The sequence below is a fragment of the Streptomyces lasiicapitis genome (genome assembly GCF_014646335.1).
GTDB lineage: Bacteria > Actinomycetota > Actinomycetes > Streptomycetales > Streptomycetaceae > Streptomyces > Streptomyces lasiicapitis.
On record NZ_BMNG01000008.1, the window covers coordinates 67,952 to 92,553 of the forward strand.

Consider the following 24,602-nt stretch of genomic DNA (forward strand, 5'->3'; position numbering starts at 1 on the left):
ATGTTACTCGGTAACGTTTTTTGCTACGCTCGGTGGCATGACTCGACGTGACGATGCCGATGTCGGCGGCGCCCCCGACGCGGTCGGGCCCCTGGAAGGCGCCCTCGCCAGCGAGCGCGCGTACCACGACACCTGCCGCACCGCCCTCGCCGTGATGGTCGACGGCGCCCAGGAGCACGTGGTCAGCGGCGAGGACGTGTCCGCGTCCGGCGCCGACGCCGAAGTGCTCGGGTACCGGCTGCGCAGCAAGGCCAAGGAGATGCGCGAACTCCCCGAAGCGCCGCTGTACTTCGGGCGCCTCGACTTCGCCGCCGACGCCCCGGAGGCGGGCGACCACCGCGGGCAGCGCTACCACATCGGCCGCCTGCGCATCACCGAGCACCCGGCCGCCCCGCCCCTCGTCGTCGACTGGCGCGCACCCGTCTCGCGAGCCTTCTACCAGGCGGGGGCCCGCGATCCCCAAGGCGTCGCCGTACGCCGCCGGTTCGGCTGGGCGCCGGGCAGCAAGGGGGATTCGGGAGACCTCACCAGCTTGGAGGACGAGCACCTGACCACGGGTGACGGTGCCGCGGGCGCGACCAGTCGCATCCTCACCGGCGAGATCGAGCGCCCCCGCGTCGGCCCCATGCGCGACATCGCCGCCACCATCCAGCCCGAGCAGGACGACCTCGTGCGCGCCGCGCTCACCGAGTCCGTCTGCGTCCAGGGCGCCCCCGGCACCGGCAAGACGGCGGTCGGCCTGCACCGCGCCGCGTACCTCCTCTACACCCACCCCCAACGCGTACAGCGCTCCGGCCTCCTGATCCTCGGCCCCAACCGCACCTTCCTGCGCTACATCGCCGAGGTCCTGCCCTCCCTCGGCGAGACCGGCGTACGCCAGTCCACCGTCCTGGACGAGATCGCCCGGCAGCCCGTGCTGGCCGACGACGCTCCGGCGGCCGCCGTCGTCAAGCACGACGCCCGCATGGCGGAGGTGCTTCGCCGTCATCTGTACGCGCGCGTGACGCCGGGCGCCGCGTCGCTCGCGGTGCCGGACGGCTCGTACCGCTGGCGGATCTCCGCCGACGAACTCGACCGCGTCATCCAGGACGTGCGGGCCGAGGAGCCCCCGTACGACACCGGGCGTGAGCGGGTCCGCACCCGCGCCGTGCGCCACATCCAGGCGCAGGCGGAGCGGCGCGCGGGCGCGATGAGCGGCGCGTGGGTGCAGAAGATCTCCCGGGCGCGGCCGGTGTCGGCGTTCGTGGACGCGGCCTGGCCGAAGGCCCGGCCGGAGGAGGTTCTGTACGAACTCCTCGGGGACGCGGGGGTGTTGGCGGCCGCGGCCGACGGGCTGCTCACGGGGGAGGAGCAGCGGGCGCTGCTGTGGGGCAGGGTCCCGCGCTCGTACAAGTCCGCGAAGTGGACGGCCGCCGACCTCGTCCTGCTCGACGAGCTCGCGGGCCTGATCGAACGGCCCGAGGGCTACGGGCACATCGTCGTCGACGAGGCGCAGGACCTGTCGCCGATGGAGTGCCGCGCCATCGCGCGGCGCGCGGACTTCGGCTCGCTCACCGTGCTCGGCGACCTCGCCCAGGGCACCACGCCGTGGGCCGCCCGCGGCTGGCCCGCGCTGATGGCCCACCTCGGCAAACCGGACGCGACCGTCACGCCGCTCACCACCGGCTTCCGCGTCCCGCAGGCCGTCGTCACCCTCGCCAACGAACTGCTCGCCGGGCTCGACGTCGACGTGCCGCCCGCGCGGTCGCTGCGCCGCGACGGCGAGTTGACGGTGTGTGAGGCAGCGGATGCGGCGGATGTGGCCGCCGCGGTCGTGGACGCGGTGCGTGCCGCGCTCACCCGCGAGGGGTCCGTCGGGGTCATCGCGGCCGACGGCGCCGTCGACGGGGTGCGGGCCGCCCTCGCGGGCGCGGGCGTCGTGGCGGCCGGTCCTGACGAGCTCGGGGCGCGCGTGACTGTGCTGCCCGCGTCGATGGCCAAGGGTCTTGAGTACGACCATGTGGTGGCCGTCGAGCCGGCGGCGATCGCGGAGGCGGAGGAGCGGGGGTTGCAGCGGCTGTATGTGGTGCTGACGCGGGCGGTCTCGCGGCTCGACGTGGTGCACAGCCGGGGGTTGCCGTTTTCGCCTCGCAGGCAGGTGGGCGGGGTAGATGCTGTTGCGGTTATATAGCCTCGGGGTTATGTTCGGTGTATGCCCATACCGTTCGACGTGCTCGCGGAGCCCAGCCGGCGCCGGATTCTCGATCTGCTGCTTGAGCGGCCGCATCTGGTCGGTGAGCTGACCGAGCGGCTCGGGCTGAGCCAGCCCGGCACGTCCAAGCACCTGCGGGTGCTGCGGGATGCCGGGCTCGTGTCCGTCCGGCGGGACGCGCAGCGCCGCTGGTACGAACTGCGGCCCGAGCCCCTCGCGGAGCTCGACGCCTGGCTCGCGCACTACCGGCACCTCTGGAGCGGTCGGCTCGACGCGCTCGAACGCCACCTCGACGTGATGGAGGACGATCCGTCATGACCCCGCGCAACCCTCGTAACCCTCACTCCGACACCCTCACCACGGCCGACGGCGGCCGCAATGTGCTGCGCATGGAGCGGCGGCTCGCCCAGCCGCCCGAGAAGGTCTGGGCTGCGATCACCCGACCCGACCATCTGGTGCACTGGTTCCCCTCCGAAGTCCGGGTCGAGCTGCGGCCCGGCGGTGCGATGGCCTTCGTCTTCCCGCAGGAGTCGGCGCCCGGCTTCGAGATGACGGGCGAGGTGACCGACGTGGAGGAGCCGCGGCTGTTCGCCTTCACCTGGGGCGAGGACCATCTCCGCTGGGAGATCGCGCCCGACGCGGAGACCGGCGGGTCGCTGCTGACCCTCGTCCACACCTTCGGCGACCGGTTCGGCGCGCCCAGCTTCGGGGCGGGCTGGCATCTGTGCGTCACGGCGCTCGGGGAGCATCTGGACGGCGAGAAGTCCGATGTGACGCCGGACCAGGGGGACTTGCACGAGGCGTATTTGGAGCAGTTCGACCTGGGGGGCGGGGAGCTGACGGCCGACGGAGGCGTGCGCTTCGAGCGGCAGTTGGTGCGGTCCGCTGCCGCGGTGTGGGAGGAGCTCGCCGGGGGCGCGGAGGTGCGGGCGGGGGGTGTCGTGCCCGTCGGCTTCACCGCGGAAGGGGTGGGGGCGGGGGTGGTGACGGAGGTGGTGGTTCCCTCCGGTGCGCCGTCTGCCGCGGCCGCGCCCTGCGTCGTCGCTTACGAGAGCCCCGCCCCGGGCGGCGGGTCCGTGCGGTGGGAACTCCGTTCCGGTACGGGGTACGGGGCGCGGCTCGTCCTTACGCATGCGGGGGCGCCGGACGCCGGGGTGGCGTTGGCGGCGTGGCATGCGCGGGTGGAGTTGCTGGCGGGGCGGCTGCTGGAACGGTAGCCCTGGTGCCGGGTGCCGTCGGGCGTACTTCGGCTTGGCCCACCTCGTGGGCAGCCCCGGTGCGGGGTGCCGCCGAGCCCGGCCTGCCTCGTGGGCGTACGCCAGGGGCGTCCCCTACGCCAGGGCGCCCCCGTGCGGGTTCGCCTCCCTGCCCTCCGTGCTCAGGAGCACCACCGTGGAACGGGGGCCCACGCCCAGTGCCTCCCGGCGCGCCGGGGAACCTGCCCCCGTCAGCCCCACCCGCACCCCGGCCAGGGACGCCGCCCCGCAAGGCCCGGACGACACCCCGAGCACCCCCAACTCCCGCCCCGCCGCCAACGCGGCAGCGTCCCGCACCGACACCGCCGCGTCGACACCCGCCCGCAGCAGCGGCCACGCGAGCCCGGACACCGTCCCGCAGTTCAGGCCCGCCATCACCGTCTCCCCGGCGGTCACGGACACCGACTCGCCCCGCGTCAGGCTGGCCAGCAGGGGCGCCGCCACCGTCGGCTCCACGGCGAGCAGCGCGGGCCCCGGCACACCCCTGCTCCGGTAGTGCGTGACGGCGGCCTGCGCCAGCGACCCCACGCCCACCGGCACGGCCACCAGGTCCGGCAACCCGGCTCCGGCGTCGGCCAGTTGTGCGTCGATCTCTGAGAAGAGGGTGGAGTAGCCCTCCACGATCCACTGCGGTACTTCCTCGTAGCCCTCCCACCCCATGTCCTGGACCAGGACCGCCCCCGCCGCGGCCTCCGCCCGCGCCGCCCCCGCGGCTGCCCGCACCGCCTCGTCGTAGTCCCCGGCGACCCGCGTCACCCGCGCCCCCTCGCCCTCGATCGCCGCCACCGCCCCAGGATGCACCCCCTGCGACACGAACACATGGGCCCGCTGCCCGAGCCCCCGCGCGATCCGGGCCACCGCCCGCCCGTGGTTGCCGTCGGTCGCGGTGACCAGCTCCACGCGGGCGCCGGGTGCCCGCCCGGTGAGGAGCCGGTGCACGGCCCAGGACGCGCCCAGCGCCTTGAACGCGGGCAGCCCCAGCCGCTTCGACTCGTCCTTGACGAAGACCCGGCCGACTCCCAACTCGGCGGCCAGGGAGGGTAGTTCGGTGAGGGGGGTGGGCGCGTACTCCGGGAGGCCGGAGTGGAAGGTCCGTACGTCGGCGGGCGCGGGCGCACACTCCCACTTCCGCGCGCCGGGCCGCGCGTACCAAGGCGGCGTACCCACCACAGCGTTGGTGCCGGTGTCAGTCATGGGGCAACCCTGCGTCCCACCCCGCTCGCAGGTCCACCGTCCGGGCCGGCGAGACGGCCGCCACCAGCGTGGCGCACGATGGCGCGCCATGGCGCCGCCCCGGTGCCACACCCCCCTCGCAGGCCCTCCGAAGCGCCGTCCGCACCCCGTCTCGAAGACTTCTCGGCGCGTCGGCGCACACCTTCCCCAAACCCGCCTCACCCGAATAAGCCCAGCTCATAGGGGTGGAGGGTGGGTGCCCGAGTCCACTGTGCGCCACGCCTCACCCACTGTGGCACCACCTGTGTGCCAACCCCGCTTGCATTGGCGCCATAGTGATGCCATGCTGGCGTCATGGACAGCACGGCTCCAGGGGCTGAGAACGCCGGCCCGCCGGAGTGACGCACAACAACTCATCCGCCCGCCGTGACCAGCGGGTCCGCACACCTCAGCCAGACAGGACGGCCATGCCTACTTTCGACACTCCCGAGCCCCTCTCCGCCATCGTCGAGTTCGAGACCGGAACCGCCCGCATCTCCGCCGGCAAGCGCCTCGACACCGTCGTCTCGGTGCTCCCGAGCGACGGCCGCGAGGAGGCCGACGTGAAGGCCGCCGAGCAGGTCCAGGTCACGTGCAACAACGGCCGCCTGGTGGTCAAGGGCCCCAAGAAGCGCTCGCTCTTCGGCAAGAGCGGCTCGCTGGAGGTCACCATCGAGCTGCCGGCCGGATCGGACATCCAGGGCCTGTCGCCCGCCGGTGCCTTCAGCGCCGAAGGCCGCCTCGGTGACTGCCGGTTCGAGTCCGCCGCCGGTGACGTCCACGTCGCGGAGGTCGGCGCCGCCTTCATCAAGACCGACCACGGCGACGTCCGCCTGGACCGCGCCACCGGCGACGTAGAGGTCGACGCCGCGGGCCGCGTGGACCTCGGCAACGTGGCGGGCGCCGCCAACGTACGCAACCGCAAGGGCGACACCACTCTCGGCGAGGTCACCGGCGAGTTGCGCATCAGCTCCTCCAACGGCCGCATCTCCGTGGGCGTCGCACACGCCGGCGTCGACGCCAAGTCGGACAACGGCAACATCAAGCTCGGTGAGGTCGCCCGCGGCCAGGTCACCCTGCAGACCGCCGACGGCGACCTCGAGGTCGGCATCCGCGAGTCCAGCGCGGCCTGGCTCGAAGTCAACTCCCAGGCGGGCACGGTCCACAACTCGATCGGCTCCACCGACGGCCCCGGCCCGGACGCGGAGACCGTCCAGGTGCGCGCCCGCACCGGCCTCGGCGACATCGTGATCCGCCGCGCCTGACGGCGCCTCGCAGGGCCTCGTGCACCACAGCGACTCGTGAACCACAGAGACCGGCCTTGAATCAACTACGGAAAGCAGAAGGAGGCGGCACAATGACTGCCACCACCGGTTTGACCGCCCCGCCGAAGGGGATCACCGCCCAGGGGTTGCGCAAGTCGTACGGCGAGAAGGTCGTACTCGACGGAATCGACCTGCAGGTCTCTGAAGGCACGGTCTTCGCCCTGCTCGGCCCGAACGGCGCCGGCAAGACCACCACCGTCCAGATCCTTTCCACGCTGATCTCCCACGACGACGGGCAGGCCCGCATCGCCGGGCACGACCTGGACCAGGAGCCGGACGCCGTCCGCCAGTCCATCGGCGTCACCGGGCAGTTCGCCGCCGTCGACGGCCTGCTCACCGCCGAGGAGAACATGCTCCTCATCGCGGACCTGCTGCACCTCGACAGGGCCGAGGGCAAGCGCCGCGTGGCCGAACTCCTGGAGCGCTTCGACCTCACCGACGTCGCCCAGAAGAACGCGTCCAACTTCTCCGGCGGCATGCGCCGCAAGCTCGACCTGGCGATGACCCTGGTCGGCAGGCCCAGCATCATCTTCCTCGACGAGCCGACGACGGGCCTCGACCCGCGCAGCCGCCGCGTCATGTGGGACAGCATCCGCGACCTCGTCGCCGCCGGCACCACCATCTTCCTGACCACGCAGTATCTGGAAGAGGCCGACCAACTGGCCGACCGCATCGCGGTCCTGGACGGCGGCAAGATCGTGGCCGAGGGCACCGCGGACGAGCTCAAGCGCCGCATGCCCGGCGGCCACATCCGCCTCCGCTTCAACGACATGCAGCACATGAACGCCGCCGCCCACCGCCTCGCGCTCTCCACGGTCACCCGTGACGACGAGTCGCTGAGCCTGCAGATCCCCAGCGACGGCAGCATCCCCGCCCTGCGCGCGGTCCTCGACGTACTCGAAGGCTCCGGCATCCACGCCGAGGCGCTCACCGTGCACACCCCGGATCTGGACGACGTGTTCCTGGCGCTGACGGGTCAGGGCCGCAAGACCGCTACTACGGACAGCGCGACCGCTGTGAAGGAGACTCAGCGATGAGCACCAACTCGTACGCCGTGCGCGACTCGATGACGATGCTGCGGCGCAATCTGAAGCACGCGCAGCGTTATCCGTCGATGACGATCTCGGTCGTCGCGATGCCGATCCTGATGCTGCTGCTGTTCGTGTACGTCTTCGGCGGCGCCCTGGGCGGCGGTATCGACATTCCCGGGGTGGGCGGTGGCGGTGACCGCGGCGACTACACCAACTACGTGACCCCCGGCATCCTGCTGATGGCGATCACCTCGGGTGCGGTGTCCACGGCGGTGTCGGTGTGCTCGGACATGACCGAGGGCATCATCAACCGCTTCCGCACGATGGCGATCTCGCGGGCCTCGGTCCTGGTCGGCCACGTGATCGGCAACGTCGTGCAGACCATCATCAGCCTGGTGCTGGTCGTGGGTGTGGCGCTCGCGGTGGGCTTCCGCCCCAACGCCAACGTGATCGAGTGGCTGGCCGCGATCGGTCTGCTGGTCTTCCTTGCCTTCGCGCTCGCCTGGATCTCGGCTGCGATCGGCCTGGGCTCCGACAGCGTGGAGACGGCCTCCAACGCGCCGATGCCGCTGACGTTCCTGCCCTTCCTGGGCTCGGCGGTCGTCACGCCGGACTCGATGCCCGCGGGTATCCGCTGGTTCGCCGAGTACCAGCCCTTCACCCCGATGAACGAGACCCTGCGCGGCCTGATGCTGGGCACCGAGATCGGCAACGACGCCTGGATCGCCCTGGCCTGGCTGGCCGGCCTGTCCGTCCTCGGCTACCTGTGGGCCAAGGCCTCCTTCAACAAGGACGCCAAGCGCTGAACGTACCTCTCAAGCGGGCGGCTTCCCGAACCGGGGAAGCCGCCCACTCGCGTGTGCCCTACGTATCATCGACCGCATGCCCACCGAGCCCCGAGAGAACCCGAACCTGCGGGCCACCGAGGCCGATCGCGAGGCCGTCGTGGAGCGGCTTCAGGAAGCGGCCGCCGACGGGCGGCTCGGCTTCGAGGAGCTGGACGAACGCCTCGGTCTCGCGCTGAGCGCGACGACGCACGGAGAGCTCGTCCCGCTCACCGCCGACCTGACGCCCGCGGTCCTGCCGAGCACCGCCAAGCCCCTGGTCCTCGACGGCGGCAGCCACGGCCTGTCGCGATCCGGCCGCTGGCAGGTGCCCCCGCACATCACCGTGCACGGCGGCAGCGGCGGCGCCACCGTCGACTTCACCGAGACCGAGTGCGTGCTCTCCGAGGTCGGCGTCGAGGCGCACGGGGACAAGGGCGGCGTCACCCTCGTCGTCCCCGACTCGTGGGCCGTGGACTCCGACGAGGTGGACCCCGGCTTCGGCGGCGTGACCAACCGGACCACCGCCGGACACCTCCCCGGCAGCCCCCTGATCCGCCTCACCGGAACGGGCGGCTCCGGCGGCCTTTACGTCCGCCACCCCAGCGGGCGGCAGCGGCGCAGGCAGCAGCGGACGTGACCGCGGGCCGGGAGTGGGACGACGCGCTGTTCCTGGGGGCGGCCCCCTACTACCGGCGCGGGCGGATCCCGTACGCACCGGGCCTCGCCGACACGCTCGCCGAGGCACTCGAACTCGACGGCCGGGGACGGCTCATCGACATGGGATGCGGCCCCGGCACCCTCGCCGTCGGCCTTGCGCACCTGTTCGCCGAGGTGGTCGGCGTGGACCCCGACCGCGGGATGATCGCCGAGGCGGGGCGTGCCGCGGCCGAGGCGGGGGTGGCGGCGAAGGCGCGGTGGGTCGAGGCCCGCGCCGAGGAACTCCCCGACGGCCTGGGCACGTTCACCGTCGCGACCTTCGGCCAGTCCTTCCACTGGATGGACCGCGACCTGGTGGCGGCGGAGGTCAGGGGGCTGCTGCGGCCGGGCGGGGTCCTTGTGCACGTGTCGGACGTGAAGACCTCGGATGTGCGGGCGGAGGAACGGTCCGTCGAGGATCTTCCGTACCCGACCGTTCCCTACGAAGCCGTCGACGAGCTGGTCAAGCGGTACCTGGGCCCGGTCCGGCGGGCGGGCCGCGGGCTGCTGCCGCAGGGGACGCCCGGCGGTGAGAACGAGGTGTACGCGCGGGCGGGGTTCTCCGGCCCGCGGCGCCTCGTCGTCCCCGGCGGGCAGGCGCTCGTACGCACGCGGGACGACGTGGTCGCGGGCGTCTTCTCGCGCTCCTTCTCGGCCCCGCACCTCTTCGGCGCCCACCGCGACGCCTTCGAGCAGGACCTCGCCCGACTCCTGCGGGACGCCTCCCCGTCGGACCGCTTCTCCGAACGCCAGCCGGGAACAGAGGCATTCGTCTGGCACAGGTGACCCGTGCCCTCCCACGGCGGTTGTCACATCCGCGCACCCGTCGGTGTCTTCATGTCGAGCACGTACGAAGCACACGTATATGGAGGACAGGACATCATGACGAAGCTGCGCATCCAGAAGGCCGAACTGCCCACCGAGTTCAGCGAGTCCATGATCAAGCAGTTCGGCGTCGTGCCCGAGCCCTTCGAGGTGGCGGGGCACAATCCCAAGCTGACCGCGGACTCTGTGGAGATCGGGGGCAGGGTGAATGGGTGGGACATGGCCGACGAGGGGCTCAAGACGTTCGCGCACATGGTGGTCGCCGCGCAGGTCGGCTGCAGCTGGTGCCTGGACATCAACTACTTCCAGGCGCTGCACCAGGACCTGGATCTGGCCAAGGCGAGCCAGGTGCCGCGCTGGCGGGAGTCCGAGGTGTTCACGCCGCTGGAGCGGGACGTCCTCGCGTACGCCGAGGCCATGACGAACACGCCGCCGACCGTCACGGACGAGCTGTACGCGAGCCTGCTGGAGCGGCTCGGCCCGGGGGCGATGGTCGAACTGACCGCGGCGATCGGCTTCGCCAACATGTCGACCAGGAACAACTCGGCGCACGGGATCTCCTCGCAGGGCTTCTCCGAGACGTGCGAGATTCCCCTGGCGGCACGCCCGGCAGCGACGGAAGCCGTATGACCGAGCACCTGCCCGTCGATCCGTACGTCACCCATCGCACCCTCCTCTTCACGGTCGCGTACGAGATGCTCGGCTCGGCGGCCGACGCGGAGGACGTGCTGCAGGAGTCCTGGCTGCGGTGGTCGGGCGTGGACCGTGCGCAGGTGCGCGACCCGCGGGCGTACCTCGTCCGGCTCGTCACGCGGCAGGCACTCAACCGCCTGCGCACACTGTCCCGCAGCCGCGAGGACTACGTCGGGGAGTGGCTGCCGGAACCCCTGCTGACAAGCCCGGATGTCGCCGATGACGTGGAACTCGCGGAGAGCGTCTCGATGGCGATGCTGACCGTCCTGGAAACGCTCGGGCCCATGGAGCGGGCGGTGTTCGTGCTGCGCGAGGTCTTCGAGATGCCGTACGGGGAGATCGCCGAGGTCGTCGGGAAGTCCGCGGCCGCGGTGCGGCAGATCGGGCGGCGGGCCCGCGACCATGTGGCGGCCCGGCAGCCGCGGGTACGGGTGAGCCGGTCGGAGCAGCAGGCCGTGGTGGAGCGCTTCCTGCTCGCGCTGCACACGGGGGAGTTGCAGGAGCTGCTCGCGGTGATGGCGCCGGACGTCGTCCTGATCACCGACGGTGGCGGAGTCGTCCCTGCCGCCCTCGCCCCGCTCCACGGCGCCGATCAGGTGGCGCGGATCCTCGCGGGCGCGCACCGGAAGGCGTCCGCGTTCGCGGCGACACCGGTCTGGCTCAACGGGGAGCCCGCGGGCCGCCTCGACATCGCGGGCGAGCCGACGACGGTGAGCCTCGCGGTGGAGGACGGTCGGGTCACTCGGATCTATGTGGTGCGCAATCCGGGGAAGTTGACGCGGTTGGATGCGCCGGCGGAGCTGGGGCGGTAGGCGGGCGGGAGCGGGGGAGCCGGGTCGGTGAGGGGGCCTACCCGCGCAGGTCACAGGTCACAGGTCACCGGGGTCGACGTCGGTCAGGGCGCGGCTGGCGTCCCACAACCGCGCCGCCACACCGATGTCGGCGAGATGACTCCACACCGCCTCTTGCCGAGGCGGTCCAGGGCGCCGCCGGGGTGGACCACCAAGCTCGCCACTGGGCTGCCGAGGGCGCGCAGACGGCGGTCGAGTTCGAGCCCGAAGTGCATCTGGGCCAGCTTGGACCGTCCGTAGGCGCGCTTGGGCAGGTAGTTCCGCCGGGACTGGAGGTCGTCCAGGTCCAGCCGTTCCGATTTCGCGGCGAAGCTGCCGACGGTCACGACGCGTGCCGCCGGCGCGGCCGCGAGGAGCGGCATCAGCCGGCCGGTCAGCGCGAAGTGCCCGAGGTGATTCGTGCCGAACATCAGCTCATGGCCGTCCCCGGTCTCGCGACGTGGCGGGTCGTCGAGTGCGACACCGGCGTTGTGGACCACGGCGTCAAGGGCGCTCACCTCCAGGGATTGCGCGACGGTGCTCAGTGATGACAGGTCGGCGAGGTCAAGACGTACGGCGCGTACCCGCGCGTCGGGCACGCGCGAGCGGATCGAGGCGAGCGCGGCCTCGGCTCGCGCCGGGTCCCGGCTGCCCAGCACGACGGTGGCCCCGGTGGCGGCGAGCTGCTCCGCGATGAAGTACCCGATACCCGCGCCCCCGGTGACCAGGAAGACACTGCCCTCGGCACGCGGCAGCCGATGAACATCCCAGGGCGGGGCGGAGGACGTCGACGACATGAAGGGGCTCCCTAGATCTGGCGTGCAGGCTTCCACCGGCTCGCCACCCACAGTCCCAGCGGGCCCCGACACCTCACCTATGGATCACCGGTTGCCACGGCCGGGACACCGACATCCCGCCGACAGGCGGGCCGACTCGGACGGAGCGGCGCCGTCGGGGCACGGCGTGGCGTAGCGCACTATTGCAAGCAGGTGCTTGCAATAGTTAGCGGGGCGGGTGCAGTATCGACGCATGGCATCGCTCAACGTCGGCAATCTCGGTGAGTATCTGCGCGAGCAGCGGCGCAACGCCCAGCTCTCGCTCAGGCAGCTCGCCGATGCCGCCGGGGTGTCCAATCCGTATCTGAGCCAGATCGAGCGCGGGCTGCGCAAGCCGAGCGCCGAGGTGCTGCAGCAGGTCGCCAAGGCGCTCAGGATCTCCGCCGAGACGTTGTACGTCCGCGCCGGGATCCTCGACGAGAAGGAGCGGGACGAGCTGGAGACGCGCGCCGTCATCCTCGCCGACCCGTCCCTCAACGAGCGGCAGAAGCAAGTGCTCCTGCAGATCTACGAGTCGTTCCGCAAGGAGAACGGCTTCGTCACCTCTTCGTATGCGGATGACAGCGCCTCTTCGTACGACGCGGACGACACCCCCGCTTCGTACGCGGACGACACCCCCGCTGACGGCTCCCGCACGGCCGACGGCAACGACGCCGAACCCTCAAGCTGAAGCGAATCCGACTCCGGGAGGACCATCACCATGGCCATCACCGACGACGTGCGCAAGACGTTCACCAACCCCAAGCCCTTCTTCTTCATCGCCGGCAGCGCCGACCTCGCGTACCAGCAGGCCAAGAAGGTGCCCGGCGCCATCGAGCAGTTCGCCGCCGAGGCCCCGGCCCGGATCGACGCGGTGGTCAGGACCGACCCCAAGGACGTCCAGGTGAAGGCCACCACGCGCGCCAAGGAAGCGCGTGAGGCCCTCCAGGCCAAGGTCGGCGAGCTCATCGGCATCGTCGACACCGACCTGAAGAAGCTCGGCGAGGGCGCCCAGGACCTGGCCCTGCGCGGCGCCGGCGTGGCCGTCGAGTACGCGGTCCAGGCGCGCGAGAAGTACGACCAGGTCGCCGAGCACGGCGAGCAGGCCGTGCGGACCTGGCGCGGCGAGGCCGCCGAGGAGCTCGTCGAGCTGGCCGACGCCGTCGAGCCGGACGCCCAGGACGAGCAGCAGGGGGAGCAGGGGGAGCAGGACAAGGGCGCGTCCTCCAAGACCGCTTCGTCGACTGCCGCCAAGAAGCCCGCCGCCAAGAAGACGACCGCCAAGAAGACCACGCCGCCCGCCAAGTAGCGGGAGTCGGCACGGCGGGCCGGGCACTCTCGGAGTGCTCGGCCCGTTGTCCGGGTAAGCGGGTACGGTGACGGTGACTGGGTACGTCGCGTAGGGATACGCCGAGACTGGTGGTGGACGTTGTGCTGATGCAGGGGTTCTCGAACCTCATGTGGCTGCTGTCGCTGGCCCTGATCGCGTTCAGCGGCTTCGCGCTGCTCGACGCCGCGATCCGGCGTGAGGACGCCTATCGCGCGGCGGACAAGAAGACCAAGCCGTTCTGGCTGATCATCCTCGGGCTCGCCTTCGTGGTGAACCTGATCTTCAACATCCTGTCGTTCCTGCCCATCATCGGCCTCATCGCGACCATCGTGTACATGGTCGACGTGCGGCCCGCGCTGCGGCAGATCACCGGCGGGGGCGGCGGCCGCCGCGGCTCCAGCAGCGACGGTCCGTACGGGCCGTACAACGGCGGTCGGTGACGAGTTTCGCGCGGCGGCGGGCCCGGTCCAGGAGCAGCTAGCGAGCCCTGTCCAGGAGCAGTACCGCCACGTCGTCCGTCAGATCGCCGCCGTTGAGGTCCCTGGCCTCGTTCACCGCGGCCTCAAGGAGCTCCTCGCCGCCCAGGCCGGACGCGATCTGGCGGCGGATCATCTCCACCATGCCGTCCTGGCCGAGCCGCTGGTTGCCCTCGCCGATGCGGCCCTCGATCAGGCCGTCCGTGTACAGCATCAGGCTCCAGCTGCCGCCGAGCTCCACCTGCCGGCGCGGCCAGCGCGCACGCGGCAGCAGGCCGAGCGCGGGGCCCCCGTCGTCGTACGGAAGCAGCTCGGCGGGTCGGCCAGGGCGCGCTATCAGCGGTGACGGGTGGCCGGCCAGGCACAGGCCGGCCCGGCGCCCGTCCGGCGCGATGTCCACCGTGCACAGCGTCGCGAAGATCTCCTCGTCCGCCCGCTCGTGTTCAAGGACCCGCTGGAGCGTGGAGAGCAGCTCGTCGCCGCACAGGCCCGCGAAGGTCAGCGCGCGCCAGGCGATGCGCAGCTCGACGCCGAGCGCGGCCTCGTCCGGGCCGTGGCCGCAGACGTCGCCGATCATCACGTGCACCGAGCCGTCGGGCGTGCGCACCGTGTCGTAGAAGTCGCCGCCGAGCAGCGCGCGGGAGCGGCCGGGGCGGTAGCGGGCGGCGAAGCGCAGCGGGGAGCCGTCGAGCAGCGGGGTCGGGAGCAGGCCGCGCTCCAGGCGGGCGTTCTCCTGCGCGCGCAGCCGGGACTCGGTGAGCTGGCGCTGCGCGGCGTCGGCGCGCTTGCGCTCCACCGCGTACCGGATGGCGCGGCTCAGCAGGCGGCTGTCCAGCTCCTCGCGCAGCAGATAGTCCTGGGCGCCGACGCGCACCGCCCGGGCGCCGGTCTCGGCGTCGCCGGACGCGGTGAGCGCGAGGACGGCGTGCCGGGGCGCGAGACGGAGCACGTGCTTGAGCGCGGTGAGCTCGTCGGGGTCGTCCGCGGCGTCGGGGCCGGAGCTGGAGCCGGAGCTGGGGCTGTAGCCCTGGCCGGGGCTGGTGCCGCTGCCGCTGCCGCTGCCGCTGTTGCCCGGGCCGGTGCCTCCGTTGCCGCTTCCGGAACCTGTGCCTCCGTTGCCTCGGGCCGTCAGGGCCAGGTCGAGCAGGATGCAGTGCACGTCGTCCGTGAGCAGCCGCTCGGCCTCGGTGAGGTTGCGGGCGGTGCGGATGCGGATGGGCTTGCCCGCGGCGTCCAGGAGCTCGGGCACGCTCAGCGAGCCCGCCGGGTCGGCCTCGATCACCAGCAGGGTGAGGTTCGTGCCGCTGGTGATCGGGTCATCGCCGAGAGGGCTGTGGTCGGCGTCCGTGTGACCGCCGGTCTTGTCGTTTTCTTCGGCGGAGCTGTTGCCGATGGGGCCGGCGCCGGCTGCGGGCGCCGCTTGAGCCTGACCGCCTTCCGCGGCCGGGATCGCTCTCTGCCGCGGTATGGGTACGGGCATCGTTTCGTTCCTTCCCTCCCCCCGAGGGCATGGTGGAGCGACGGTCGCACGCCCCACCAGACGGGGACCATAGCGTTAGCCGGGGCCTGTGTGGAATGCCGTCCGGCACGTGGCCGACGGCATATGCCGCATCCTGGACCGCATTTGGGCACGAACTCGGTCCGCCTGTGATGACGAACATCACGCCGGGAGGGTTGAGCCGAGGGGATGGCCGTGCAGTGGGTCACAGGTCCGGGCAGGGGTGTGTCACCGCCCCGCCCCGCAGCACCTCACAGCCCCGCCCCGCGAGTGGCCCACCTCACTTGTCGGGCCGTACGACCCCGAGTATCTCCATCGAGCCCGCGCCCGCGACCGTCACATTCCGCCCGGGACGGGGGGCGTGCACGATGGCGCCGTCGCCCACGTAGAGCCCGACGTGGCTGGCGTCCTTGTGGTAGATGATCAAGTCGCCGGGGCGCATGTTCTTGACGTCGACGCGGGGGAGCCGCTTCCACTGCTCCTGCGAGGTGCGCGGGATGCCCTTGCCCGCGGCGGCCCAGGCCTGGGACGTGAGCCCCGAGCAGTCGAAGGACTTCGGGCCCTCCGCTCCCCATACATACGGCTTGCCGAGCTGCGCCGTGGCGAACGCGATGGCCTTCTTGCCGGGCGTGGTCGCCTCGCCCTTGGCGTCCTTGAGTATGCCGGTGTCCACCCAGGCCGACTGCTGCCTGAGCGCGGCCTCCTCCTCCAGCTTCCGCAGCCGCTCGCGCTCCTTCTTCTCCAGGCGCGACTCCAGCTTCTCGGCGGCGGCGATCTTCTTCTTGATCTCCTTCTTCGCCTCCGCCTTGGCCTTGCGGCCCGCCTCCAGCCTCTTCCACTGGGCGGCGGCGTCCTTGGCGTACGTCTTCAAGTCCTCTTGCGTGCGGCCCATTTCGGTGAGCATCGCCTTGGTGGCGTGCTGGCCCTGGCGCAGGCGGCCCGCGCCGTCGAGGAACCGGCTCGGGTTCTCGCTGAGCAGCAGCCGGGCCTCGTCGGGCACGCCGCCGCCGCGATACTGCGCGCGGGCCGCGGCGCCCGCGCGGGCCTTCAGCTTGTCCAGCTTCGCCTGGCCCTTGTCGATGGACCGGGCCAGGCGGACGATCTCCTCGGACTGCTTCTCGGCCTTCTCCTCCGCGGCGTTGTACGCGTCGGTGGCTGTGCCCGCCTCGCGGTAGAGCCGCTCGATCTTCTTGCGGACCTCTTCGAGGGAGCGGTTCGTCGGGGGAGTGGGCGCGTCCGGTCTTGTCGTCGGACCCGGCGGCGTCGGCTCGGCCGGGCTCGCGAACGCCGTGCCCGGTGCCGCGAGCACCGTGGCCGCGCACGCGCAGATCAAGGCCACGGCCGTCGTCGTCGAATGCCTCTTGCCGGTCACGCTCGCCACCCCCAAAGCTGATTTACCGTCAGTAACTTCCCGACATTCCCGGGATGGTGCCACGCCCGCGCCGATTACGACAGAGCCACGCGACAACTCCGATCCCCCACCCGTCCCATGTGACGAACGGCACGCGGAGATCGTTCCCCGCAGCTCACGAGGGTCGTGGCCCGCAGGTCACAGAGGCCGAGCCTGCCCCACCCGGGCCCGAACTCCCGCCTCGCCACCGGCGACTTCGGCAGAGGTTGGGCCACCGTTGTCCCCGCGTTCAGCCGCGCCGCAGCCGCCGCCGGCCCTCGCGTTCAGCCGCGCCAGCCGCTCTCGGCCCCCGAGTTCAGCCCCCGCCCGGCGCCAACGCCCCCCACCGCACCGTCACTTCCCCCTGCCGCCACCGCGAACTCCGGTCCACCACCGGCCAGTCCGCCGTCAGGTCCCGCACCGCCCGGATCCACCGCTGCCGCGCCCCGTACGAGGCGTACGGCGCGGCCGCCGCCCACGCCCGGTCGAAGTCGCGCAGGAACGCGTGCACCGGCTCGCCCGGCACGTTCCGGTGGATCAGCGCCTTCGGCAGCCGCTCGGCGAGGTCCGACGGGCGCTCCAGGGAGGCGAGCCGGGCCGCGAACGTCACCGTGCGCGGACCCTCAGGACCGAGCGCCACCCACACGTGCCGCCGCCCGATCTCGTCACAGGTGCCCTCGATCAGCAGCCCGTCCGGCGCGAGCCGCGCGCACAGCCGCGCCCACACGTCGGCGACCGCGTCCTCGTCGTACTGGCGCAGCACGTTCGCCGCGCGGATCAGCACCGGGCGCTCGGTCGGGGTCGTCAGGGGCACTTCGAAGCCGCCGTGCCGGAAGGTGAGGCCCTCGCGTTCGTAGGGCCGGGCCGCCGCCACCCGCTCCGGGTCGATCTCGATGCCGACCACGCGCGCGTGCGGGGCGGCCGTACGCAGCCGCAGCAGCAGTTCGACGGCGGTCCAGGGCGCCGCGCCGTACCCGAGGTCGACGGCGACCGGCGCGTCCGCGCGGCGCAGCGCGGCCCCGTGGGCGGCGGCGATCCAGCGGTCCATGCGGCGCAGCCGGTTGGGGTTCGTGGTCCCGCGCGTCACGTTGCCCACGGGGCGAGCGGACGATCGGGGGACGCGGGGGGCCATAGGGGCAAGCGTATGCAAGGCCCACGGTTGAGACAGCCAAGGTAATGCTTTGGCAAAGAGGAAATGGAGGTGGGGCTTCCGGTGTTGCCCCTCCAGGAGGCCAGCACACCCGGTCTCCCCCTCGCCGTGCCCGCCGTCAAGGCCAAGGAGGACCGCCACGTGAGCCACTACGTGACCAGGCTCGGGCGTCGCTCCCCATCGGCGTCCGCCCGGATCCGGCTGCCCGGCGCCTCCCGCCGGCCCCGCCGGGTGGCGATGCTCAGCGTGCACACCTCACCGCTGCACCAGCCCGGCACGGGCGACGCGGGCGGCATGAACGTCTACATCGTGGAGCTGGCCAAGCGGCTCGCCGCGATCAACATCGAGGTCGAGATCTTCACGCGCGCCACGACGGGGACCCTGCCGCCCGTCGTGGAGCTGTCTCCAGGAGTGCTGGTACGTCACGTCGACGCCGGCCCCTACGAAGGCCTCGCCAAGGAGGAGCTGCCGGCCCAGCTCTGCGCCTTCACGCACGGCGTGATGCAGGCCTGGGCGGGCCACCGCCCCGGCTACTACGACCTGGTCCACTCGCACTACTGGCTCAGCGGCCACGTCGGCTGGCTGGCCGCCGAACGCTGGGGCACCCCCCTGGTGCACGCGATGCACACCATGGCCAAGGTCAAGAACGCCGCGCTCGCCGCGGGCGACACCCCGGAGCCCGCCGCCCGCGTCATCGGCGAGACCCAGATCGTGCGCGCCGCCGACCGCCTCATCGCCAACACCTCCGAAGAGGCCGACGAACTCGTACGCCACTACGAAGCCGACCCCGGCAAGGTCGCCGTCGTCCACCCCGGCGTGAACCTGGACCGCTTCCGCCCCGCCGACGGCCGCGCCGCCGCCCGGCAGCGCCTCGGCCTCCCGCAGGACGCCCTCGTCCCGCTCTTCGCCGGCCGCATCCAGCCCCTGAAGGCCCCCGACGTGCTGCTGCGCGCCGTCGGCGCCCTCCTGGAGGAGCGGCCCGAGCTGCGCTCGCGGATCGTCGTGCCCGTCGTCGGCGGGCCGAGCGGCAGCGGCCTCGCCAAGCCGGAGGGCCTGCAGAAGCTGGCCGCCCGCCTGGGGATCGCCGATGTCGTACGTTTCCAGCCGCCCGTCGGGCAGGAGCAGCTCGCGGACTGGTTCCGGGCCGCGTCCGTCCTCGTGATGCCCTCGTACAGCGAATCCTTCGGGCTCGTGGCCATCGAGGCGCAGGCCGCGGGGACGCCGGTGCTCGCCGCGGCCGTCGGCGGTCTGCCCGTCGCCGTGCGCGACGGGCAGACCGGATTCCTCATCTCCGGCCACGAACCCGCCCGCTACGCGCGCGTGCTGAGCGAATTCGCCGACCATCCCCACCTTGTGGACCGCATGGGCTCGGCGGCCGCGCGGCACGCCGAGTCCTTCGGGTGGGGGACCGCGGCGTCCGCCACGGCCGACGTGTACACCGCCGCCGTGCACGATCACCGGCGTCACGTACGCTCGCACCATGGGTGACGTTGCTGGCGGGGCGCCTTCCGCGGTGATCGAGCGGGCTCTGGACGAGGCCGAGCTCGAGTGGGAATCCCCCGGGCCCGGGGCGTACGTGGTGAAGCTGCCCGGCACGCGCAAGCTCTCCACGACGCTGTCGCTGCGTGTCGGCAAGCACTCGCTGTCCCTGAACGCCTTCGTGATCCGGCACCCCGACGAGAACCACGAGGGCGTCCACCGGTGGCTCCTGGAGCGGAACCTGCGTCTGTACGGCGTGAGTTACGCCATCGACTCCCTGGGGGACGTGTACGTCGCCGGCAAGCTGCCCCTCGCCGCCGTCACCCCCGACGAACTCGACCGCCTCCTCGGCTCCGTCCTCGAAGCGGCCGACGGTTCCTTCAACACCTTGCTGGAGCTGGGCTTCGCGACGGCGATCCGCAAGGAGTACGACTGGCGCGTGTCCCGCGGCGAATCCACCCGCAACCTGGACGCGTTCACCCACTTGACCCAGCCCCGGTAGCTCCTCGGCGCAGCCCAGGCCGACGGTGCCCGTATCTCTGGCGGTACGACACCTTCCCCGACGGCCAGCCACGTGGCATGCTCCCGCCCAACGCAGACGTGAACCACGTTCACGTACATGCACAACAGGGGAGGCGGGCATGGGAACCCTCAGCAGACGCGGCGTCCTGGGCGGAGCCATCGCCGTCGCGGCCACCGCGGCGACCGGCGGCACCACCCCGGCCACAGCAGCCGCACGCACCGCCGCAGCCGAACCCCCCACCCTCTGGCAGGAGTTCACCCAAGCCCCCTACACCCACCCCCAGATCCCCTACGTAGGAAGAGCAGGAGCCCGCCGGGGCACCCGGCACCTCCCGCACCCCGGCCGGGTGTTCCACGCCCGCCACTACGGCGCCAGGCCCGACGCCCAGTCGAACGCGGCGCCCGCGATCAACCGTGCCCTCGCCGCCGCCGGAAGGGCCGGCGGGGGCACGGTCCAGCTCGAACCCGGCACGTACCGCGTGGACGACATCATCCGCATCGCCCACGACAACGTCGTCCTGCGCGGCGCGGGCAGCGCCCGCACCACCCTCGTCGCCACCAAGAACCTCACCGACCTCATCGGCCCCTACGGCAGCCGCTACGGAGGCGACAAGTCGAGCTGGTCCTGGGCGGGAGGGCTCATCTGGCTCTGCCCACAAGCGCGTTGGGACTCGCTCGTCGGGGCCATCAAGGCCAAGGACTGGCCCTTCGAGGGCTGGACCGGCAACAAGAGGGACGAGTGGCGGACCCTGACCACCGTCGCCCCCGCCACCCGCGGCTCGTGGTCCGTGCACGTCACCGACCCTTCCCCAAGTTCTCGGCTTCGCTCGAACAGGGGAGACCCCACTCGCCTGCGCCGCGGCGACCTCGTCCTCCTCCGCCTCGCGGACGACGCCGACCACACCCTCCTGGAGCACATGGCGGGCGAAGGGCCGGGCGCCACGTCGTACACCTGGGACGACAAGACGAAGCTCACCTCGTACGTCCCCTACGAGTGGCCCGTACGGATCGCCTCCGTCAAGGGGCGCGAGGTGACCTTCGAGCGGCCGCTGCCGCTCGACGTGCGGCCCGAGTGGGATCCCCGCCTCACCACCCACGTGAAGGCCCTCACCGGCTCCGGCGTCGAAGGCCTCACCCTGGAAGCCGTCGAGACCCCGCAGTCCCCGCACCTGCTCGACAAAGGCCACAACGGCGTCACCTTCCAGTGCGCGTACGACTGCTGGGCGGACGACGTCCACGTACGCCACGTGGACAACGGCTTCGGACTCGTCGCCGCCTCCGCCTGCACCCTGCGCCGCACCGCCGTCGGCGGCCGCGGCTCGCACCACCCGTACTTCTGCCGGGAGGGCTCGCACGACAACCTGATCGAGGAGTTCCGCGTCGAGCGGCGCACCGTGCCCGCGCCCGCCGGGACCCAGCTGCACGGCATCAACGTGGAGGGCCTGTCCTCGTACAACGTCTGGTCGCGGGGTGTCATGGAGATGGGCACCTTCGACACGCACCGGGGGATGCCGTTCGCCGACGTACGGACCCAGATCACCGTCGAGAACGACGGGCGGCACGGCGGCGACGCGAGCGCGGGGCCCCTCTACGGAGCGCGTTTCACGCACTGGAACGTCACTGTCACCAACCAGCGCGCCGGACTGGTCAAAATTGACGGCATCGCTCCGTACAGCGCCACGGTAGGCATCTCCCGGGTCCGCGAGTTCGACCAGATCGACGTACCGGACTTCTCCGGAGAGCTCAACTCGCGCATCGAGGCGTACGGTTCGCCGGGTTCCGTACGCCCCCGGAATCTGTACGAGGCGCAGCGCGCTCTGGGTGACTAGGCGTCAGCCGAAGGGGACAAGACGGACCACGGTCACCGTGAGGACCGAACCCGACACGTAGTAGAGGACGATCGCGCCGCCGACCGTCGCCTCGCGGCGGTCGCGTTCGGCGGAGTCCGGGGAGACGGGCGTCGATCCGTGCCCGTAGGGGTCGCGGCCGAGCGTGCGCACCATCGCGGCCCGGAAGGCGTCCGCGTCGTCCATCTTGGCGAGGGTGTCGTCGGCGGGCGGCGCGTAGGTGATGCGATAGCTCCGGCTCCGGTGACGGCTCACGCGATGCTCCGCCTCTCGGCCTCGTCGGCGGCGAGGCGGTCGAGCAGGGCCTCGGCCTCGGGGTCGGGCACGGCCTCCAGCATCCAGTGCCGCATCACGCTGTGGATCTCGTCGACCCCGGCCTCGTTGATGGCCCGGTCGAACTCCGCGCGCCGGTCCTCGGGCAGGGCGGCGCGGATGTCCGGGATGGTGTTGGGGACGTCGACCTCCTCGCCGCCGATGAAGGTCTTCAGTGGTTCCGCCATGGTCGGGTCACTCTCCCTGAGGTCCCTGGGTGGGCCCTGCGCTGATCTCACGGTAGCGGCGGCGGTCCGATCCTCCCGGAGCCGCACCCGACACCTTCGGGCCCTGCTCCGGCGCCTCGGGAAGCCCCCGCATCAGACCCCAATACCCGAGCGCCGCCACCGTACCCACGAGCGCGCAGAAGCCCCACAGCCACTCCGCCCCCAGACGGTCGATCAGGAAACCGGACATCAGGGGCGCCACCAGGGCCGCCACGGCCCACGACATCGTGTACATGCCCTGGTAGCGGCCGCGTCCGTGCGTCGGCGAGAGCCGCACGACCAGGCCCGTCTGGGTGGGCGCGTTGACGATCTCGGCGAGCGTCCAGACCATCACCGTCAGCATGAAGACGCCGACCGAGCCCGCGAACGCGGTGAGTCCGAAGCCGATGCCGGCGACGAGCGAGGACAGCACGAGGAGGCGCTGCGGGTCCCGGTGCTCGATGAACCGTGTCACCGGTATCTGGAGCACGACGATCATGACGCCGTTCACGGCGATGGCCACGCCGTAGTCGCTCGGCGAGAAGCCCGCCTCGCCCATCGCGACCGGCAGCCCCACCGAGCCCTGCTGGAAGATCAGCGCGACCAGGAAGGACAGGCCGACCACGCCCATGAACCGGCCGTCCCGCAGCACGGTGCGCATCCCGACGTCGTCCGCCTCCCCGGCGGCTGCGGTCGTCTGCGGCCGCGACTCCGGCAGCTTCACGTACACGACGATCGCGCACACCAGCGTCATGACGGCCTCGATGAGGAAGCCCGCGAGATAGCTGTACGAGGCGATGAAGCCCGCGCCCGCCGCGGAGACGGCGAAGCCGAGGTTGATGGCCCAGTAGTTGAGCGAGAAGGCGCGCACCCGGTCCTCGGGGCGCACGATGTCCGCCATCATCGCCTGCACGGCGGGCCGGGACGCGTTGCTCGCCATGCCGACGAGGAAGGCGACCGCGGCGATCGCCACGGGGTGCTCCATGAAGCCGAGCAGCGCCACGGAGACGGCCGTCGACGACTGCGCGATCAGCAGCGTCGGCCGCCGCCCGAGCCGGTCGGTCATCACGCCCGCGCTGAGCGAGGAGACGACGCCGCCGAGGCCGTGGAGGGCGGCGACGAGTCCTGCGTACGTGGCCGAGTACCCGCGATCCAGGGTCAGGTAGAGCGCCATGAACGTGGCGACGAACGCCCCGAGCCGGTTCACGAGCGTGCTGGTCCACAGCCACCAGAACGCCGGCGGGAGCCCCGACACCGACTCCTTGACGGCGCGTCTGACTGCGGTGAATGGCATGGTTCCCCCGGGGCGGTGCAGGTGCTGAGCTACAGCTGGCGAGTAAGAGGCGAAAGCGGCGAGCACAACTTACGACCCACGAGACCGCCCACGCCACTCGTTTGACGACAACCGTCAACTGCGGGCTTGGCGCCCTCCGGACCGCCCCCCCCGGACCGCCCCCGACGGCCCCGACCGCTCCCGGGCGCGACCCCTACGGGCGTTCCATTACGCTCAGAGGCATGGCCGACGCACCGTACAAGCTGATCCTCCTCCGCCACGGCGAGAGCGAATGGAACGCGAAGAACCTGTTCACCGGCTGGGTGGACGTCAACCTGAACGAGAAGGGCGAGAAGGAGGCGGTCCGCGGCGGTGAGCTGCTCAAGGACGCCGGCCTGCTCCCCGACGTGGTCCACACGTCCCTCCAGAAGCGCGCCATCCGCACCGCGCAGCTGGCCCTCGAGTCCGCCGACCGCCACTGGATCCCGGTGCACCGCAGCTGGCGCCTGAACGAGCGCCACTACGGCGCCCTCCAGGGCAAGGACAAGGCGCAGACGCTCGCCGAGTTCGGCGAGGAGCAGTTCATGCTCTGGCGCCGCTCGTACGACACCCCGCCGCCCGCCCTCGAGGACGGCACCGAGTTCTCCCAGTCCGCGGACCCGCGCTACGCCTCCATCCCGCCGGAGCTGCGCCCCCGCACGGAGTGCCTGAAGGACGTCGTCGTCCGGATGCTCCCCTACTGGTACGACGGCATCGTCCCGGACCTCCTCACCGGCCGCACGGTCCTCGTGGCCGCCCACGGCAACAGCCTCCGTGCCCTCGTCAAGCACCTCGACGGCGTCTCCGACGCCGACATCGCGGGCCTGAACATCCCCACCGGCATCCCCCTCTCCTACGAGCTGGACGCCACGTTCAAGCCCCTCAACCCCGGCGGCACCTACCTCGACCCGGACGCCGCGAAGGCGGCAATCGAGGCGGTCAAGAACCAGGGCAAGAAGAAGTAAGCCCACGCGTTCAAGGCCCCCACCTGCGGTTCCTCCGCCGGTGGGGGCCTTGTTGCTGCCCTGGGGCCGTCGCTGGGCCGTCAGGTGCTGCGGCGCATGCGCCGGACCCGGACGTCGAGCACGATCAGCAGCGCCACGGGGATGGCGATCTCGACCGGAGCCTGCGCCCAGAGGGCGAGCGCACCTCCTCCGGCGCCGATGAGCGCGATCGGCAGGTCGCGCGGGCAGATGTCGACGGTGACGCCTGTGCGTGGGACCATATGGCCTCCTTCCGTATCAGGTTATTGATCAAGCGGTTTCCGGGTGCGGAAATGGAAACGAATGCCGCCCCGGGCGTGGGGCGGCATTCGCATGCGGTGAGACTTTCGCACAGCTCGACTTCTCAGACAAACGCGCAGCTAGAAGGCCCACAGC

The 24,602-nt window shown here is 71.8% G+C and carries 25 protein-coding genes and 1 pseudogene; 17 read left to right on the forward strand and 9 right to left on the reverse strand.

Annotated elements, in window-relative coordinates:
* Positions 1 to 37: 37 nt before the first annotated feature.
* Genes IEY91_RS18700 through IEY91_RS18710 form a run of 3 tightly spaced genes read left to right on the forward strand, consistent with a single transcriptional unit; the run spans position 38 to position 3,408 of the window.
* A complete protein-coding gene (locus IEY91_RS18700; RefSeq protein ID WP_229697073.1) occupies positions 38 to 2,170 on the forward strand; it encodes a HelD family protein in 2,133 nt (710 codons plus the stop codon).
* Positions 2,171 to 2,191: 21 nt separating this feature from the next.
* Positions 2,192 to 2,509 (forward strand): ArsR/SmtB family transcription factor, encoded by a 318-nt coding sequence (locus IEY91_RS18705; RefSeq protein WP_164323470.1) that lies wholly within the window; start codon positions 2,192 to 2,194, stop codon positions 2,507 to 2,509.
* A complete protein-coding gene (locus tag IEY91_RS18710) occupies positions 2,506 to 3,408 on the forward strand; it encodes an SRPBCC family protein (RefSeq protein ID WP_189174878.1) in 903 nt (300 codons plus the stop codon). Before IEY91_RS18705 ends, IEY91_RS18710 begins: the two co-directional genes overlap by 4 nt.
* 114 nt (positions 3,409 to 3,522) lie before the next feature.
* On the opposite strand, the gene IEY91_RS18715 is transcribed toward IEY91_RS18710, so the two are convergent.
* Positions 3,523 to 4,641, reverse strand: coding sequence for a pyridoxal-phosphate dependent enzyme (locus IEY91_RS18715; protein WP_189174879.1), 1,119 nt, complete (start codon positions 4,639 to 4,641; stop codon positions 3,523 to 3,525).
* Positions 4,642 to 5,087: 446 nt separating this feature from the next.
* Here IEY91_RS18715 and IEY91_RS18720 point away from each other — a divergent pair, with 446 nt between their 5' ends.
* From IEY91_RS18720 to IEY91_RS18750, 7 genes are all read left to right on the forward strand, one after another.
* On the forward strand, positions 5,088 to 5,924 hold the full coding sequence (locus IEY91_RS18720; protein WP_189174880.1) for a DUF4097 family beta strand repeat-containing protein: 837 nt from the start codon (positions 5,088 to 5,090) through the stop codon (positions 5,922 to 5,924).
* Between the two features lie 92 nt (positions 5,925 to 6,016).
* Positions 6,017 to 7,021 carry an ATP-binding cassette domain-containing protein gene (locus IEY91_RS18725; protein WP_189174881.1) on the forward strand — a complete coding sequence of 335 codons (1,005 nt, stop codon included), beginning with the start codon at positions 6,017 to 6,019 and terminating at the stop codon, positions 7,019 to 7,021.
* The gene (locus IEY91_RS18730; RefSeq protein WP_189174882.1) at positions 7,018 to 7,821 is read left to right on the forward strand and encodes an ABC transporter permease; all 804 of its coding nucleotides are present in this window, start codon (positions 7,018 to 7,020) and stop codon (positions 7,819 to 7,821) included. Before IEY91_RS18725 ends, IEY91_RS18730 begins: the two co-directional genes overlap by 4 nt.
* Before the next feature lie 76 nt (positions 7,822 to 7,897).
* A complete protein-coding gene (locus tag IEY91_RS18735; RefSeq protein WP_189174883.1) occupies positions 7,898 to 8,479 on the forward strand; it encodes a DUF1707 SHOCT-like domain-containing protein in 582 nt (193 codons plus the stop codon).
* Positions 8,476 to 9,324: a class I SAM-dependent methyltransferase gene (locus IEY91_RS18740; RefSeq protein ID WP_189174884.1), complete on the forward strand. Its 849-nt coding sequence runs from the start codon at positions 8,476 to 8,478 to the stop codon at positions 9,322 to 9,324. The genes IEY91_RS18735 and IEY91_RS18740 overlap by 4 nt, the downstream gene beginning before the upstream one ends.
* A 96-nt stretch (positions 9,325 to 9,420) precedes the next feature.
* The gene (locus IEY91_RS18745) at positions 9,421 to 9,993 is read left to right on the forward strand and encodes a carboxymuconolactone decarboxylase family protein (RefSeq protein WP_189174885.1); all 573 of its coding nucleotides are present in this window, start codon (positions 9,421 to 9,423) and stop codon (positions 9,991 to 9,993) included.
* A complete protein-coding gene (locus tag IEY91_RS18750; RefSeq protein WP_189174886.1) occupies positions 9,990 to 10,868 on the forward strand; it encodes an RNA polymerase sigma-70 factor in 879 nt (292 codons plus the stop codon). Before IEY91_RS18745 ends, IEY91_RS18750 begins: the two co-directional genes overlap by 4 nt.
* 92 nt (positions 10,869 to 10,960) lie before the next feature.
* Here IEY91_RS18750 and IEY91_RS18755 read toward each other — a convergent pair.
* Positions 10,961 to 11,683: pseudogene (locus IEY91_RS18755) on the reverse strand (SDR family NAD(P)-dependent oxidoreductase); the annotation flags it as partial.
* Between the two features lie 232 nt (positions 11,684 to 11,915).
* Between IEY91_RS18755 and IEY91_RS18760 the strand changes: the two are divergent.
* The 3 genes from IEY91_RS18760 to IEY91_RS18770 all read left to right on the forward strand — a co-directional run bounded on the left by IEY91_RS18760 (position 11,916) and on the right by IEY91_RS18770 (position 13,471).
* Entirely contained in the window at positions 11,916 to 12,392 is a 477-nt protein-coding gene (locus IEY91_RS18760) for a helix-turn-helix domain-containing protein (protein ID WP_189174887.1), read from the forward strand.
* A gap of 30 nt (positions 12,393 to 12,422) precedes the next feature.
* A complete protein-coding gene (locus IEY91_RS18765; protein ID WP_189174888.1) occupies positions 12,423 to 13,010 on the forward strand; it encodes a hypothetical protein in 588 nt (195 codons plus the stop codon).
* 110 nt (positions 13,011 to 13,120) lie between these two features.
* Complete coding sequence (locus IEY91_RS18770) at positions 13,121 to 13,471, forward strand: DUF2516 family protein (protein ID WP_229697074.1); 351 nt, start codon at positions 13,121 to 13,123, stop codon at positions 13,469 to 13,471.
* Between the two features lie 37 nt (positions 13,472 to 13,508).
* On the opposite strand, the gene IEY91_RS18775 is transcribed toward IEY91_RS18770, so the two are convergent.
* The 3 genes from IEY91_RS18775 to IEY91_RS18785 all read right to left on the reverse strand — a co-directional run bounded on the left by IEY91_RS18775 (position 13,509) and on the right by IEY91_RS18785 (position 17,527).
* Positions 13,509 to 14,987 carry a PP2C family protein-serine/threonine phosphatase gene (locus IEY91_RS18775; protein WP_189174889.1) on the reverse strand — a complete coding sequence of 493 codons (1,479 nt, stop codon included), beginning with the start codon at positions 14,985 to 14,987 and terminating at the stop codon, positions 13,509 to 13,511.
* A 298-nt stretch (positions 14,988 to 15,285) separates the two neighbouring features.
* Entirely contained in the window at positions 15,286 to 16,386 is a 1,101-nt protein-coding gene (locus IEY91_RS18780; RefSeq protein WP_164323497.1) for a C40 family peptidase, read from the reverse strand.
* A gap of 325 nt (positions 16,387 to 16,711) precedes the next feature.
* The gene (locus tag IEY91_RS18785) at positions 16,712 to 17,527 is read right to left on the reverse strand and encodes a class I SAM-dependent methyltransferase (protein ID WP_189174890.1); all 816 of its coding nucleotides are present in this window, start codon (positions 17,525 to 17,527) and stop codon (positions 16,712 to 16,714) included.
* Between the two features lie 159 nt (positions 17,528 to 17,686).
* Here IEY91_RS18785 and mshA point away from each other — a divergent pair, with 159 nt between their 5' ends.
* From mshA to IEY91_RS18800, 3 genes are all read left to right on the forward strand, one after another.
* Positions 17,687 to 19,033 (forward strand): D-inositol-3-phosphate glycosyltransferase, encoded by a 1,347-nt coding sequence (gene mshA / locus IEY91_RS18790; protein WP_189175100.1) that lies wholly within the window; start codon positions 17,687 to 17,689, stop codon positions 19,031 to 19,033.
* Complete coding sequence (locus IEY91_RS18795) at positions 19,026 to 19,526, forward strand: type III secretion system chaperone family protein (RefSeq protein WP_164323501.1); 501 nt, start codon at positions 19,026 to 19,028, stop codon at positions 19,524 to 19,526. The genes mshA and IEY91_RS18795 overlap by 8 nt, the downstream gene beginning before the upstream one ends.
* A 139-nt stretch (positions 19,527 to 19,665) precedes the next feature.
* On the forward strand, positions 19,666 to 21,375 hold the full coding sequence (locus IEY91_RS18800; RefSeq protein WP_189174891.1) for a glycosyl hydrolase family 28-related protein: 1,710 nt from the start codon (positions 19,666 to 19,668) through the stop codon (positions 21,373 to 21,375).
* 3 nt (positions 21,376 to 21,378) lie between these two features.
* On the opposite strand, the gene IEY91_RS18805 is transcribed toward IEY91_RS18800, so the two are convergent.
* From IEY91_RS18805 to IEY91_RS18815, 3 genes are all read right to left on the reverse strand, one after another.
* The gene (locus IEY91_RS18805) at positions 21,379 to 21,579 is read right to left on the reverse strand and encodes a hypothetical protein (RefSeq protein ID WP_164328417.1); all 201 of its coding nucleotides are present in this window, start codon (positions 21,577 to 21,579) and stop codon (positions 21,379 to 21,381) included.
* Between the two features lie 65 nt (positions 21,580 to 21,644).
* The gene (locus IEY91_RS18810) at positions 21,645 to 21,893 is read right to left on the reverse strand and encodes a hypothetical protein (protein ID WP_058846319.1); all 249 of its coding nucleotides are present in this window, start codon (positions 21,891 to 21,893) and stop codon (positions 21,645 to 21,647) included.
* A 7-nt stretch (positions 21,894 to 21,900) separates the two neighbouring features.
* On the reverse strand, positions 21,901 to 23,205 hold the full coding sequence (locus IEY91_RS18815) for an MDR family MFS transporter (RefSeq protein WP_189174892.1): 1,305 nt from the start codon (positions 23,203 to 23,205) through the stop codon (positions 21,901 to 21,903).
* A 221-nt stretch (positions 23,206 to 23,426) separates the two neighbouring features.
* On the opposite strand from IEY91_RS18815, the gene IEY91_RS18820 reads away from it, so the two are divergent.
* Positions 23,427 to 24,188: a phosphoglyceromutase gene (locus tag IEY91_RS18820; RefSeq protein WP_189174893.1), complete on the forward strand. Its 762-nt coding sequence runs from the start codon at positions 23,427 to 23,429 to the stop codon at positions 24,186 to 24,188.
* 80 nt (positions 24,189 to 24,268) lie between these two features.
* Here the strand turns inward: IEY91_RS18820 and IEY91_RS18825 are convergent, their stop codons facing one another.
* Positions 24,269 to 24,448 carry a hypothetical protein gene (locus tag IEY91_RS18825; protein WP_189174894.1) on the reverse strand — a complete coding sequence of 60 codons (180 nt, stop codon included), beginning with the start codon at positions 24,446 to 24,448 and terminating at the stop codon, positions 24,269 to 24,271.
* Positions 24,449 to 24,602: the final 154 nt, after the last annotated feature.

Bases quoted from the DNA above. Each gene is read 5' to 3' on its own strand.
- IEY91_RS18700 (WP_229697073.1), top strand. From the start codon at position 38: ATGACTCGACGTGACGATGCCGATGTCGGCGGCGCCCCCGACGCGGTC.
- IEY91_RS18705 (WP_164323470.1), top strand. From the start codon at position 2,192: ATGCCCATACCGTTCGACGTGCTCGCGGAGCCCAGCCGGCGCCGGATT.
- IEY91_RS18710 (WP_189174878.1), top strand. From the start codon at position 2,506: ATGACCCCGCGCAACCCTCGTAACCCTCACTCCGACACCCTCACCACG.
- IEY91_RS18715 (WP_189174879.1), bottom strand. From the start codon at position 4,641: ATGACTGACACCGGCACCAACGCTGTGGTGGGTACGCCGCCTTGGTAC.
- IEY91_RS18720 (WP_189174880.1), top strand. From the start codon at position 5,088: ATGCCTACTTTCGACACTCCCGAGCCCCTCTCCGCCATCGTCGAGTTC.
- IEY91_RS18725 (WP_189174881.1), top strand. From the start codon at position 6,017: ATGACTGCCACCACCGGTTTGACCGCCCCGCCGAAGGGGATCACCGCC.
- IEY91_RS18730 (WP_189174882.1), top strand. From the start codon at position 7,018: ATGAGCACCAACTCGTACGCCGTGCGCGACTCGATGACGATGCTGCGG.
- IEY91_RS18735 (WP_189174883.1), top strand. From the start codon at position 7,898: ATGCCCACCGAGCCCCGAGAGAACCCGAACCTGCGGGCCACCGAGGCC.
- IEY91_RS18745 (WP_189174885.1), top strand. From the start codon at position 9,421: ATGACGAAGCTGCGCATCCAGAAGGCCGAACTGCCCACCGAGTTCAGC.
- IEY91_RS18750 (WP_189174886.1), top strand. From the start codon at position 9,990: ATGACCGAGCACCTGCCCGTCGATCCGTACGTCACCCATCGCACCCTC.
- IEY91_RS18760 (WP_189174887.1), top strand. From the start codon at position 11,916: ATGGCATCGCTCAACGTCGGCAATCTCGGTGAGTATCTGCGCGAGCAG.
- IEY91_RS18765 (WP_189174888.1), top strand. From the start codon at position 12,423: ATGGCCATCACCGACGACGTGCGCAAGACGTTCACCAACCCCAAGCCC.
- IEY91_RS18775 (WP_189174889.1), bottom strand. From the start codon at position 14,987: ATGCCCGTACCCATACCGCGGCAGAGAGCGATCCCGGCCGCGGAAGGC.
- IEY91_RS18785 (WP_189174890.1), bottom strand. From the start codon at position 17,527: ATGGCCCCCCGCGTCCCCCGATCGTCCGCTCGCCCCGTGGGCAACGTG.
- IEY91_RS18795 (WP_164323501.1), top strand. From the start codon at position 19,026: ATGGGTGACGTTGCTGGCGGGGCGCCTTCCGCGGTGATCGAGCGGGCT.
- IEY91_RS18800 (WP_189174891.1), top strand. From the start codon at position 19,666: ATGGGAACCCTCAGCAGACGCGGCGTCCTGGGCGGAGCCATCGCCGTC.
- IEY91_RS18805 (WP_164328417.1), bottom strand. From the start codon at position 21,579: ATGGACGACGCGGACGCCTTCCGGGCCGCGATGGTGCGCACGCTCGGC.
- IEY91_RS18810 (WP_058846319.1), bottom strand. From the start codon at position 21,893: ATGGCGGAACCACTGAAGACCTTCATCGGCGGCGAGGAGGTCGACGTC.
- IEY91_RS18815 (WP_189174892.1), bottom strand. From the start codon at position 23,205: ATGCCATTCACCGCAGTCAGACGCGCCGTCAAGGAGTCGGTGTCGGGG.
- IEY91_RS18820 (WP_189174893.1), top strand. From the start codon at position 23,427: ATGGCCGACGCACCGTACAAGCTGATCCTCCTCCGCCACGGCGAGAGC.
- IEY91_RS18825 (WP_189174894.1), bottom strand. From the start codon at position 24,448: ATGGTCCCACGCACAGGCGTCACCGTCGACATCTGCCCGCGCGACCTG.